The sequence below is a fragment of the Variovorax sp. H27-G14 genome (genome assembly GCF_046156345.1).
Taxonomy (GTDB): Bacteria; Pseudomonadota; Gammaproteobacteria; order Burkholderiales; family Burkholderiaceae_C; genus Variovorax.
In genome coordinates this window covers 1-12,447 of record NZ_JAYLVN010000041.1, presented here as the reverse complement: position 1 = coordinate 12,447, position 12,447 = coordinate 1, and the positions used below count along the sequence as shown (strand labels likewise).

Here is a 12,447-nt window from a genome sequence, read left to right as displayed (position 1 = left end):
CATGGCCATAGTGATCACTCCTGATACCCCACCGCTTAAAAAAGCAGCAGGGTAGGCTGAACACCCGGGTCAAATTTGAAGCGGCACAACCCTCACAGGTGGGTCAAATTTCGGCCGGCGCCAACAGGTGTAGCGGCTCTTTGAGGTCGGGCAGCGTGTACCACGGTGCGTCTCAGGTACCGCGCGTCACAGGCAAGGCAGGTCGAGCAGGGCAAACGGACCGCCGCTCGCTCCTTGTCGAAGGGTGTGCGTACCCCGTGTCCACCCGAGCCTGCTATCCAGGCAGGCCTGCCTGGGCAGGAAGTGCAGTGAGCTCGCGTGCGACCCGGTAAATCTGTGCGATGCGATGCAGTGCTTCGGTGGCCACTGCGCTGCCTCCACCCTCTAGCAGTAACTCGTCGAACTTGCGCCGGGCGTGCGCAAGACGGCCTGCGGCGACGCGCTCGCGCCCGGCGCCGATCACGCTGTCGTAGGCCTCGTATTTGTCGCGAACCGATGTGCCGCGCCAGCGGCTGTGCTCATCCCCACTAGTCCCGAGGAACGCTATCGGGTAGCTAACGTAGTCGTAGACATGCGAGCCGAGCCAAGCCGCCCGCTCTCGCTGGTCGCGACAGCACCTTGTACGCCTTCAATGATGAATGTTGTCGCGCAACCAGCCTTCATAGAAATCGGCGATCTTCTGACTGTTCGACTCGATCATTTGCATATGCCCGTTTCCCTTCAATCCAACAGACGAGAGATTCACCCATGTGTTTCCCACTCCGGCCTGCGTGAGAAATTCTGAGGTGCACTGGTCGTACTGTGCGTGGTATGAGGCCTCCCCTGTGGCAATCAAAATAGGAATTCCATTGAGGTCCGGGAGCGCTCGCACAACTGTCCCCTGGAGCCAACAACTTTGCAGTCCCTTTGTTGGTGCCGCCGTCTTCACCAGATTCAGTTCGGTGGCCGTTTCGAGGGGGGGCGAAAAGCGCAGGCAGTCGTCACTGAGGCCGCACGCACTGCCCGGTCCCGCATCGCTACGAAGGCTCGAATTTCCGGTAGGTTCGACTGCGATGATCGCTTTGATCATTCCGGGATTGGCCTGCGGAACCATCCAGCTTACCGGCCCTGTCATCGAATGTGTGATGAGGACTGCTGGCCCTATATGTTTGAGTAACTCGCCAATCGCTTTGGTCGTCAACGAAAGAGCCTGTTTGTATTCGGGCATGTTCGCGACCTGCGAGGCCATGAACTGATCGAATGCCAAGTTTCCCGGTTTGCCGCTTCCCGGTCCGCCTGGCCACTGTGTATGCAGCACCGCCTCGGGCCAAGCAGGTGGTGAAGTGAGCTCCGGCGCTGTGAAGAGCGCTTGCACTTGCGCGGCCTGTGGTGACTTCGCCTGCGCGCCGTACGCCGATGGAAAGTAGCCTGACTTTCCTCGACCTGGCTGATCGATTACATATACCGGCCAACCCCTCCTCAGAAAATCAGCGGCCCATCCCGGCCGACCATCCGGCGTGCCCAAGAAATTGGCCCCTGTTTGCTGGCTGCCGTGCACCATGACGACGGGCCATTTGCCGCCGCCGGATCGATAACCTGCTGGGATTTGGTAGTAGACGTAGGCTTGTTCGACGATCCCTGCCGTCGCCGTGTCATCGGTGTAGCGCCCGCCGACGTACATCACGCCTTGCGCTCCAGGCGCCTCGGTCAAACTGCTGCATCCCGCGCCAGCCAGCGACAACGCAAGTCCGGTTGCGACTGATAGCGCTCGAAGAAATCTCAGGTAGAGCTTCATCGGTGCGTCGCACGAACTGGGCTCGCGCTCATTCTCATTGAGGCTTGACATTGGCCGCTTTCACGATTCGTCCGAGGCGCGCCAGCTCTTTCTGAATGACCACTTTGAATTGTTCAGGACTTCCACCGACCGGGGTGAGGAGTTCGGAGTCGAAACGGCTCACGATGGTTGGGTCGCGCAGGACGGCATTCAAGTCTGCATTCATCTTCTCGACGATCGCCGGCGGCACGTCCTTCGCGGCCACGAGGCCGTGCCAGAGGCTCGACTCATAGGCCACCCCACTCTCAATCAGAGTCGGCACTTCGGGAAGCACGGGAATTCTCTTGGGCGTGGTCACCGCCAGCATCTTGATTTTGCCGCCCCTGGCCAGCGCGCGTGCGCCCGTGACCCCCGCGAACATCATGTCGATCTGACCGCCCGCCAGATCAGTGACAGCATTGCTCGTGCCCTTGTAGGGAATGTGATTGAGCGAGACCCCAGCCACCAGTGCGAAGTTTTCATTCGAAAGATTGCCCAGGCTGCCAATGCCTGCGGAGCCGTAGTTGATAGATCCAGGCGACTTGCGCGCCTTGTCGAGCAGTTCGCCGATGGAGGAGTACTTTGAATTCGCAACGAGCACGCTGGGCTGACTGCTGAACTGAATGATGGGCTGTATGGCGGCTACAGGGTCAAAGGCGGGCTTAGTCACGACTGCATTCGCTGCGTAGGCACCCGAGATCACGAGGAAGGTGTACCCGTCCGCGGGCTCCTTCAGCGCGCGTTCCGCACCAAGGTTTCCGCCCGCGCCGGGAAAGTTGTCGACGATCACCATGTACCCGCGCATTGCGCCGAGCCGGGTGGCGATCTGGCGCGCCACGATGTCAGTTTCCCCGCCTGGTGAGAACGGGACAACGAAATGAATGGGTTTGGTGGGGTAATTGTCCTGGGCCCAGACCAACGGGGCAAAGGTGATAGCCGTAACGGCTGCCAGTGTGTGCAAAGTCTTCATGGATGTCTCCGGGTTGAGCGACGGCTGCGTCTATGGATCAGGCGCTGTATCGCGCCCTGGCGCCCGGAGTATCGATGAGACACCAGCGTTGCGCAAGTGGTATACCAACTGGACGCAAAAGGAATTAGATCCTATACTCCTTCTCATGAACGAAAAAGCAATCGCCGTTTCCGAGGCCGATTCCCCCGCACTTGCACTGTCCGAAGTGGCCCATAAGGCACTGATGGGCATGCTGCTTAGCGGGGAGTTGGCTGCAAATGAGGTCGTGACTGAGCGCCAGATCGCTTTGCAGCTTGGCATTTCTCGTACGCCCCTGCGTGAGGCGGTGCGGCGCCTGGAAGGCGAACGCTTCCTAGAGCGCCAGCGCAGCGGCGCCCTGGTCGTGCGCGCGTTGCCGGTCGAGGAATACATGCACATCCTCAACGTACGCCGCTTGGTCGAGGGAGAGGCGGCGCGGCTCGCCGCAGGCCGCGTCTCGCTCGTTGAGCTCGATCGCCTGAAGGTACGCATCGGCGACGCACTGCAGCTGCCTGACGACGCGGTCACGCCAGAGTTCGACGCGAGCGATCGTGATCTTCACTCGTTGATCGCCGCCGCCTGCGGCAATCCCGTGCTGCAGCAAGTCATTGACGACTTGAAGACTCGCACCTCGATGTTCAAGTTTGGCCGGCTTCCTTCGCGTCGCAAATCGGTTTGCGCGGAACACCTCGCCATCATCGAGGCGCTGATCGCTGGTAACTCGGAGCAAGCCCAGCAGGCAATGCAAGACCACGTCGACCAAGTCCGTTTGATGATTCTGGCGCGCCTCGGCGGCCAGTAGCCCACCGCTTTTCATTTTCCGTCGCGACGAGATGCCACTTTGGGGTCTCGTCGGCTTGGCCCTGCGCCATTTCTTTTCATCGCAACAGGAGACACCTATGACCGACGCCTATCACGGCAAATCCAACTGGCTCGCTGCAGACTTGAAGGATCCAAAAGAATGGATGATTCAGCTGAGCGAGGCGCAGATCGCGGATCTCGATAACGCCTTGCAGGCGGCGAAAAGTGCAGGCGTCACGATCGACAAGCTCACCAAGCAGAGCTTTCCGTTGGAAGTGTTCAGCCAACTCATCCCGGAAGTTCAGGACCGCCTTGAAAACGGCCGCGGCCTCGTCGTGCTCAGAGGGCTTCCCGCTGAGAAATACTCGCGCGAAGACTTGCGCCTCATGTATTGGGGCATCGGCTTGTACATGGGCACGGCCGTCTCCCAGAGCAGCAAGGGCGATCTCCTTGGCGACGTTCGCAACTTCGGTCAAGACGTGAACAGCGCCACGGGCCGTGGCTATATGTCCAAACAGAGCCTGGGCTTTCACACCGACACGGCCGACGTGGTCGCCCTGATCGTGATGCGTGCGGCCAAAGCCGGCGGCAGATCGATGATCTGCAGCTCCGTTGCGATCCGCAACGAAATCGCTGCGACGCGTCCGGATTTGCTCGACGTGCTCTACAAGCCCTTTTATTGGAGCTGGAAGGGGCAGGAGGCGCCGGGCGAGTCGCCCTACTACCAGCAGCCCATCTACAGCGAGCATGACGGCAAGTTTTCCAGCCGGAACATCGCGACGCACGTCATCGCCGCGCACGAGAACCACAAGGAACTGGGTCCGCTGCCTGAGAAGCAACTCGAAGCGCTCAAGCTCATCAGTGCCCTTGCCAACGACGAACGCTTTCACTTTGGAATGATGTTCGAGCCGGGCGACATTCAACTGCTCAACAACCACGTCACGTATCACGCGCGCACCGAATTCGAGGACTTTCCCGAAGAGGACCGCAAGCGCCATCTGCTGCGCATGTGGCTGTCGATGCCCAACACGCGCGCGCTGAGCCCTTCGATGGCGCCGATCTATCAAGATCAGAGCGCTGGTGCAGTGCGCGGCGGCTTTCCGTCGCGCACTGGCAAGCACAGCTTCGAAACCGTGCAAGCCAAGGACTGAAAGGCACGTCATGAGCACCCCACAACCGCTCACGATGCAGCTCGCGGAGCATCTTCAGACCATCCACATCGGCAACATCTCCGTCAAGGCGAAAGAGGTTGCTATCAGCTGCATCATCGACACGATCGGCGTGACGCTTCTGGGCGCGACCGAGCCCGTCGTATCAGTGCTGCAAAAATCGTTGGTCGGCGACGTTACCGCCGGCGAGGCGTTGGTCTTTGGCGGACGCCGCCGCTCGGGAGTGCTTGAAGCGGCGTTCATCAACGGCACCGCGTCGCATGCTGCGGACTACGACGACATGGCCCATGCCATGGGCGGCCATCCTTCCGTCACGCTCGTGCCGGTCATTTTCGCGCTGGGCGAGTCGCTGGGGTCGAGCGGCGCGCAGGTGCTGGAGGCGTACGTCGTGGGCTTCGAAGCCGAATGCCGTATCGGACATGTGGTCAACCCGGACCACTACGAACGCGGCTGGCATCCGACGTCGACGATCGGTGTGTTTGGCGCTGCCGCATCAGCTGCCCGTCTCCTGAAGCTCGATGCTCCGACGACCGCCACGGCGCTGGCCATCGCGGCGTCACTGGCGTCGGGAGTGAAGGCCAATTTCGGGACCATGGTGAAGCCGCTGCATGTGGGGCAATGCGTGCGAAACGGCCTCATGGCGGCGCAACTGGCCGCCGGCGGTTTCACCGCCAACCCGGGCGCTCTCGAACACAAGCAAGGCTATTTCGCCGCCTACGATGGCTTGGCCAACGTTCACCCGGAGCGGCTCCTGATGGGCGTGGGTGAAGGCCTTGAGGTGGAGCAGGAATCGGTGGGCGTGAAGCAGTTCCCATGCTGCGGCAGTACCCATCCGGCCATTCGCGCCATGCTGGCCCTGCGCGAGCAGGGACTGCGCGCCGAGGATGTCGAGACCGTTCTGATCCAGGCCAATCGGCGGCGCCTGCCGCACACGAACAATCCATTCCCGCAATCGTCCCTGGGTGCGAAATTCAGCATTCAGTACTCCGCAGCGCGTGCGTTGCTGGACGGCGCACCGCGCCTTCGCCATTTCGAAGGCGAAGCGTTCCTGGAGCCAGCGGTGCGCAGCTTGCTCGAAAAAATCAGCGTCGAAGCCTACGAACCGACAGCGACCGCCGGGACGCATGAAGAGAGCAACGAAATGGCATCCGACATCACGGTGATGACAAGAGCCGGCGCCAAGCTCGCCAGCCATGCGCCGCATCAACTCGGCCGTGGAGGCAAAGACCCGATGTCTGTCCCGGAGATGCGCGAAAAATATGGCGACTGCGCCGGTCGCTTGCTGCCGGAGGCGCAGATTACGGCGTCGTTTGATGCGCTCTTAGATCTTGAGCAGTGCACCAACGTCGCCACCCTTGCCCGAATGTTCGAGGTGGCCGCATGACTGATCGTCTGCAAGACACGGTCAACGTGCTGGTGCCCACCGGCGCACTGGGCGCAGGTGTGCGTGAGGCTGACGTTGACGCCGGCCTCGCAGCTGGTGCTCACGCCATCGCCTGCGATGCAGGCTCCACGGACAGCGGCCCTGCATACCTCGCCACGGGGCGGTCCAAATATTCCCGCGACGCCATCAAGTCGGATCTAGCGATCCTGATGCGTGCTCAAGCGCGCTCGGGTTTGCCCCTGATGATCGGATCGTGCGGCACCTCGGGGTGCGATGCGGCGCTCAACTGGACACGTGACATCGCGCTGGAAATCGCGATGGAGCACGGCCTGCACCCCCGCATCGCTTTGCTCTACTCCGAGCAAAAACCCGAACTCCTCCATGCAAGAGCCCTCGCAGGTGACGTGTCACCCCTCGCGCCGATGAGCGGGAACGGCGCAGAGTTGTTCGCACGTTGCGATCACATCGTTGCCCTTATGGGTCCTGAGCCATACATGGCGGCGCTGGAAGCTGGGGCTGACATCGTGCTGGGCGGTCGAACGACGGATACAGCCGTACTTGCCGCCTTGCCTTTGTTGCGTGGCGCGGGAGAGGGGCCCGCGTGGCATGCCGGGAAGATCGCCGAGTGCGGCGGCCTTTGTACCGTCAACACGCGCGATGGCGGCGTCATGATCCGCATTGGCAAGGACGCATTCGAGGTGGAGCCACTCAACGGCGCTAACAGTTGCACCACCCGCACGGTGTCCGCGCACATGTTGTACGAAAACAGCGATCCCTTTCTGCTGCACGAGCCAGGCGGGATCCTCGATGTCAGCAAGGCAAAGTACGAAGCCGTCGACGGTCGCACGGTTCGCGTAAGCGGCTCCAGGTTCTTGCGCAAACCATACACCATGAAGCTCGAAGGCGCATCAACCGGCGCGTTTCAGACCATCATGATGGTCGGCATCCAGGATCGCGCAGTACTGGGTGAACTGGACCGGTTTCTGGCGCAGATGCACGCACATCTGGTCCAACGCGTGAGCGACACCATGGGCGCACGCGCTGGCGCGTTCGACATTTCATTGAGGCCTTACGGGTGGAATGCAGTCTCAGGGCTGCCTGTCGCATCCGACGCGCCGAAACCTGTGGAAATCGGCTTGCTTTTCGTCGCGACGGCCGCTACGCAGGAGCTGGCGACGCAGATCGCCAAGACCTGCAATCCGCTGTTTTTTCACATGCCGCTGAACCGCGACACACCGCTGCCCAGTTATGCGTTTCCCTTCTCCCCAGCAGAAATCGAGCGCGGTGCTGTCTACGAGTTCGAGCTCAACCATGTCGTGCATGTCGCACATCCGCTGGAGTTGGTTCGCACTGAGTTCCTTGAAGTAGGTGAGGTGCAACATGCCTAAGCTCAGCGAAGTGTGCCGACACGTGCGCTCCAAGAACGCGGGGCCGTTCTGGATCACCATCGATCTGTCTTTTCCTGACCGCGAGGCGTTCGATCGGTATTCGACCTCGACAGCGCTACAGCCTGCCGCGATTGGCGCCTTGTTCGATGTGGACACGAGCCAAGTCAAGTGCTTCAGCCTGCCCGACCTTGCTGTCGTCAAGATTTCCTACCCGCGCCGGCGTCCGCAGGGAGGCGCCATGGAGCGGGACATGCACGGCGGCCAGCAGTACATCCGCTTGCTCGATGTCGAACTGAGCCGATGAACTAGGTTCATCGAGCCTTCTACAAGCCGCCGCAGAGCGGCAAGTACGCACCCCAACAAAAAAGCCGAGACATGTCACTCTCCTCACCTTCCTCATCCACAGCAAGCGCGGTCGATGCTGCCAGCTTGCTCGAACAGCGCATCGACAAGTTGCCGATGAGTCGTCACCTGTGGTCGCTCGTTCTCCTGCTTTCGCTGGGGACATTCTTCGAGACCTACGAGCTTGCGCTCACCTCACTGATTTCGCCCGGTCTTGTTCAAGCCGGAATCTTTGCGAAGGAACACGGCATGTTCGGGTTGCCCGACCAGGCGACATTCGCCGCCGCCACCTTCCTGGGCATGTTCGTCGGAGCCATGGTGCTGGGACGGGTGGCCGACAGGATCGGGAGAAAGCGAGCTTTCACGGGCTCGATCTTGCTGTACACACTCGCGACGCTCGCGATGGCGCTGCAGCACAACGCGCTCGGCATCGATGTCTGCCGCTTTGTGGCCGGCATTGGGCTTGGCGCAGAGATCGTGACCGTCGATGCCTACTTGGCAGAGCTGGTTCCTGCACGCTTCAGGGGACGCGCATTTGCGTTTGCGACCTTCGTGCAGTTCCTGGCGGTTCCCATCGTCGGCGGATTGAGCTATGTCCTGGTGCCACGCCACCCGTTCGAGATCGACGGCTGGCGCTGGATCTGCTTCATCGGCACGGCGGGCGGCGTTCTTGTTTTGTTGACGCGCATGCGGCTGCCAGAGTCGCCGCGCTGGCTGGCACAACGCGGCTTCCTGCAGCGAGCCGCGCAGATCATCGGCACCATCGAAAGGAAATCTGGACTTCGTGTTGAGCCGCTGATGCACGTGACGCCAGATGAAAGACCGTCCGTGGCGCCGCAAGGCGCATCACCCAGCTTGTTTGATCCGCTCTGGCGGCGCCGCGTCGTCATGCTGACGTTCTCGCACGTCTTCATCACCATCGGATTTTTCGGCTTCGCAAGCTGGCTTCCCGCGCTACTCGCCGCTCAAGGCCACAGCATCGTAAAGAGCTTTGAGTTCACTTTCTACATCAGCCTGTGCTACCCGCTGTGCCCACTGTTGTTCATGTTTTTTGCTGACCGGATCGAGCGGAAGTGGCAGCTCGTGGGCGGCACGCTCGCGTCCGCAGTGCTCGGCATCATGTTCGGGCAGCAGACGGGATCGATTGGCATCGTTGCGTTCGGCTTGGGCGTGACCGTGTGCAACCTGCTCGTGGCGTACGGCATCCATACCTATCAGTCTGAGTTGTTTCCTTCCGTCATTCGCGCGAAGGCAGTCGGATTCGTGTACGGCTGGGGTCGGCTGGCGACGGTGTTCTCCAGCCTTGTCATCGGCTATTTGCTCCAGACCGGCGGCACAAACGCTGTGTTTGCTTTCCTGGCGGCGTGTTTCGTGGCCGTTGCGCTGCTCATCGGTTGGATGGGACCGCGCACCCTTAATTCAGCGATGGCCAAGGAAAGCGGCGCAGAGCAACCCCGGCAACTATCGCCCACGGGGCGATTCACTGACTCGGCAACCTGAAAAATGTCTTCAGAGCAAACGAACAATCCACGCGAGTTCGAGAGAGCTGCACTTCCGGTTGCTGTCGTCTCGCAGTCGGCTGTCGGTGCCCGCGGCAACTTCTACGTGGGCGGGGTCTACAACGGCGCGACAGACACCATGAACGGGCAGGCTTATGTTGAAGTCATCGTGCCGCGCGAAGTACGCCGTCCCTATCCTCTGGTCCTCATTCATGGTGCCGGGCAAACGTCTGCAAGCTGGCTCCAGACACCAGACGGGCGCAAGGGGTGGGCGGACTACTTCGTCGAGCAGGGCTACATCGTCTACCTCATGGATCAACCGATGCGAGGGCGCTCGGGTCAAAATTCGGCAGCCGGCCCTACCCGAGCCCTGAAAGTTTCGCAGGTCGAAAAGCAACTCACGGCAAGCCGGCGGAGCATGGCGTGGCCCCAGGCCGCGCTGCACTCACAGTGGCCAGGCAATGGGTCGGACAGCGGATGCAAGGGCAACTCCGTCTTCGATGCCTTTTACGCCTCACAGGTAGAAAGCGTTGCCTCTGTCGAGTTGAGCAGCAAACAATGTCAGGCCGCTGGCGCAGCGCTGCTCGACAAAATCGGTCCTGCCATCTTGCTGACTCATTCACAAAGTGGGCCCTACGGATGGCTCATTGCAGATGCACGCCCACACCTTGTCAAAGCGATCCTGGCCATCGAACCATCAGGCCCCTTGTTCGCATCTGTCCAAGCCGCCAATGTCAGCGGCTTCGGCTGGGGCACCACCGATACGGAAATTTCGTATGCGCCGCCAGTTGCCTTGGCCTCAGAGCTTCGATTTGCAACGGGTCTGAGTTCGGGCCGAGTTGATGGAGTTTTTCGTTTGCTCCAGCAAGAGCCGGCACGCCAGCTCGTCAATCTGATCGACATACCGGTGTTGATCGTGACGGCCGAAGCGTCCTATCACGCTGTGCTTGATCACCATACCGTCGGCTACATGCGGCAGGCAGGAGTCGGCGTAGACCACCTGTGCTTGGCCGACGTAAATATCCGCGGGAATGGTCACATGATGATGGTTGAGATGAACAACCTGGAAATAGCAGGTCTGATTGATCAATGGGTGATGGAAAGCGAGATATAGCTGCCCATCGAGAAATCGCATTTGAGCGTGCTGGACGGGCTTCTAGACTTGCCCTTTAAACCGGTAGAAACACGTCGCCAGCCATCAGTCGCCGCGCCGTTCGCGTGAGGCCCAGTATCAAAAAGCGAGTACTCGCAGGGTCGCCCGCCGTTTCCGCCGACACCTTCACTTCCATGACGCCCAAAGGATGCCCGATGCGCAGCGCGCCCGTCGTCTCACACGCTGAGCCTGCAACTCGGCGCACGGTCGAGTCCGGTACGCGCGAGGCGGCGGCTGTGCAGATCGAGCCCGTGCCCGCCATACTGTCATGGCACTTGCCTAAGAACACGAGACGCGCCATCAGGTCCATGGCCACGGCCGCGTGCGGCTGCCCATTGACGTCCACGTAGTTGATTGACCGGCGGCGCGACGATCACCGCCAGCGGCAGCCCCGGCAGGTGCACCTCGCGCCAGTCGGAGTAAAGGCCGATGCGCTCGCCCATCTTCGACTGGATCTCTCCCAGTGTTTCAATGAGCGCGCGGTTGCTCGTGATGGCGTCGGGCAATTCACTGCCACTCATCCCGAGCGATGCCGCATCGACGAACACGCACGGATTGGCGACGTCGCACAACGAGACCTCGATGAGACGACCATCCTCGAGCGTCACTGTCTCCACAGCTTGACCCGTGGGCAGCAGGCGGCCAGTTTTGGCGCCCACGGTGCCCGCGTAGTCCATGAGGATCTCGGCGCCCGTGTCGGGCACGCCCGGAATGACACAGTCGCCGTGCACGCGGGCTTTGCCATTTTTCACCTGCACCTTCGAGACCAGCAGCTTGCCGGTATTCGTGTTGTGGATGCACACGGTCGTCACCGGCTCGACGGCCTCTACCAGCCCTTCGTCGATGGCGAAAGGCGCGACCGCCGACGAGATGTTGCCGCAATTGGCGTCGTAGCCGATGCCGTCGCGGGCCACATCGATCTGCGCGAAGGTGTAGTCGATGTCGACATCATCGCGCGCGGAGCGCTGGACAATGGCGACCTTCGAGGTTACGAGCCGCGAGCCGCCCATGCCGTCGATCTGGAGCACGTCGGGCGTGCCCATCACGCGTTTGAGCAGCCTGTCGCGGTCGGGGCCCGCGGGCGGCACATCGCGTTCGTGGAAGTACAGCGCCTTGCTGGTGCCGCCGCGCATGAACACACACGGAATTGAAACCTGTTCTTCGCCCATGCTTGCTCCCGTTTCACTCTGGTGATTGTTCACGGCCAGCCCTCGCCGACCAGCACCGGGCTGTTGCGCGTCTGCTTCCTGTGGTCGATCAGTTGCGCAATGGAAATGATCGGGATGCGGTAACAACTGCTGTGCGCCCTGACCTCGTTTTTAGTCCCGCCGCTAGGCGGTGATGGCCGACTTGGCCTGCACCAGCGTCTCGAACTACTTCTCGTTCAAGCACTCGTCCCTGAACTTGCCGTTGAAGCTCTCGACGTAGCCGTTCTGCATGGGTCGCCTAGGCTCGGTCAGGGTGTCGCGGATGCCGTGGGTCTGCGCCCAGCCCATGAACGCCCTGCTGGTGAACTCGGGGCCGTTGTCCGTGCGCACGGCCAGCGGGTAGCCTCTGAAGACCGCGGCCTATTCCAGTAGCCGCGTCACATACTGCCCCGAGATGCGCCAGTCCACCGAGATGCTCACCCACTCGTGGCTGAAGTCGTCGGCCACCGTCAGGCACTTGATTCGCCGCCCGGTGCTCAGGCTGTCACTGACGAAGTCCCTGCTCCAGACCTCATTGACCGTGCTGGCCAGTTTCGCGTTGTGAAGGCCCTGGCAGATCGAACCTATCTGCGAGCGGAGGCAGCCTGCTACCGACACCTCGCGCAAGCACCACAACGTTGTCAAGCTTCCAGTTGCCTTGAGGAATCTGCCAGATTTAAGCTGTAGATAACTTGGGTCATGTCCTGAGGGTTGGACATGTGATCGAGCCGAAGATGCGCCGCG

Annotated in this window: 12 protein-coding genes and 1 pseudogene; 7 read left to right on the top strand and 6 right to left on the bottom strand. The window is 61.1% G+C overall.

The window, feature by feature from the left end:
• Positions 1-274: 274 nt before the first annotated feature.
• From VLK31_RS35880 to VLK31_RS35870, 3 genes are all read right to left on the bottom strand, one after another.
• Entirely contained in the window at positions 275-547 is a 273-nt protein-coding gene (locus VLK31_RS35880) for a transposase (RefSeq protein WP_409173264.1), read from the bottom strand.
• A gap of 81 nt (positions 548-628) precedes the next feature.
• Positions 629-1,774 carry an alpha/beta fold hydrolase gene (locus VLK31_RS35875; protein ID WP_409173262.1) on the bottom strand — a complete coding sequence of 382 codons (1,146 nt, stop codon included), beginning with the start codon at positions 1,772-1,774 and terminating at the stop codon, positions 629-631.
• Between the two features lie 34 nt (positions 1,775-1,808).
• Positions 1,809-2,762, bottom strand: coding sequence for a Bug family tripartite tricarboxylate transporter substrate binding protein (locus VLK31_RS35870; RefSeq protein WP_409173261.1), 954 nt, complete (start codon positions 2,760-2,762; stop codon positions 1,809-1,811).
• A 145-nt stretch (positions 2,763-2,907) separates the two neighbouring features.
• Between VLK31_RS35870 and VLK31_RS35865 the strand changes: the two genes are divergently transcribed.
• The 7 genes from VLK31_RS35865 (at position 2,908) to VLK31_RS35835 (ending at position 10,477) form a co-directional block, all read left to right on the top strand.
• Positions 2,908-3,582, top strand: a complete 675-nt coding sequence (locus tag VLK31_RS35865; protein WP_409173260.1) for a GntR family transcriptional regulator — start codon at positions 2,908-2,910, stop codon at positions 3,580-3,582.
• 97 nt (positions 3,583-3,679) lie between these two features.
• Positions 3,680-4,732, top strand: a complete 1,053-nt coding sequence (locus VLK31_RS35860) for a TauD/TfdA family dioxygenase (RefSeq protein ID WP_409173259.1) — start codon at positions 3,680-3,682, stop codon at positions 4,730-4,732.
• A 10-nt stretch (positions 4,733-4,742) separates the two neighbouring features.
• Positions 4,743-6,134 (top strand): MmgE/PrpD family protein, encoded by a 1,392-nt coding sequence (locus tag VLK31_RS35855; RefSeq protein ID WP_409173258.1) that lies wholly within the window; start codon positions 4,743-4,745, stop codon positions 6,132-6,134.
• Entirely contained in the window at positions 6,131-7,522 is a 1,392-nt protein-coding gene (locus VLK31_RS35850) for an acyclic terpene utilization AtuA family protein (RefSeq protein WP_409173257.1), read from the top strand. The genes VLK31_RS35855 and VLK31_RS35850 overlap by 4 nt, the downstream gene beginning before the upstream one ends.
• On the top strand, positions 7,515-7,826 hold the full coding sequence (locus tag VLK31_RS35845; RefSeq protein WP_409173256.1) for a DUF4387 domain-containing protein: 312 nt from the start codon (positions 7,515-7,517) through the stop codon (positions 7,824-7,826). The genes VLK31_RS35850 and VLK31_RS35845 overlap by 8 nt, the downstream gene beginning before the upstream one ends.
• 71 nt (positions 7,827-7,897) lie before the next feature.
• Entirely contained in the window at positions 7,898-9,364 is a 1,467-nt protein-coding gene (locus VLK31_RS35840; protein ID WP_409173255.1) for an MFS transporter, read from the top strand.
• A 3-nt stretch (positions 9,365-9,367) separates the two neighbouring features.
• Complete coding sequence (locus tag VLK31_RS35835) at positions 9,368-10,477, top strand: alpha/beta hydrolase (protein ID WP_409173254.1); 1,110 nt, start codon at positions 9,368-9,370, stop codon at positions 10,475-10,477.
• Between the two features lie 55 nt (positions 10,478-10,532).
• Here VLK31_RS35835 and VLK31_RS35830 read toward each other — a convergent pair whose 3' ends face one another.
• The 3 genes and pseudogenes from VLK31_RS35830 to VLK31_RS35820 all read right to left on the bottom strand — a co-directional run.
• A complete protein-coding gene (locus VLK31_RS35830; protein WP_409173263.1) occupies positions 10,533-10,817 on the bottom strand; it encodes a PrpF domain-containing protein in 285 nt (94 codons plus the stop codon).
• Entirely contained in the window at positions 10,783-11,685 is a 903-nt protein-coding gene (locus tag VLK31_RS35825) for a PrpF domain-containing protein (RefSeq protein ID WP_409173253.1), read from the bottom strand. Before VLK31_RS35825 ends, VLK31_RS35830 begins: the two co-directional genes overlap by 35 nt.
• Positions 11,686-11,714: 29 nt before the next feature.
• Positions 11,715-12,240 (bottom strand): annotated as a pseudogene (locus tag VLK31_RS35820) (DDE-type integrase/transposase/recombinase); the annotation flags it as partial.
• Positions 12,241-12,447 lie beyond the last annotated feature (207 nt).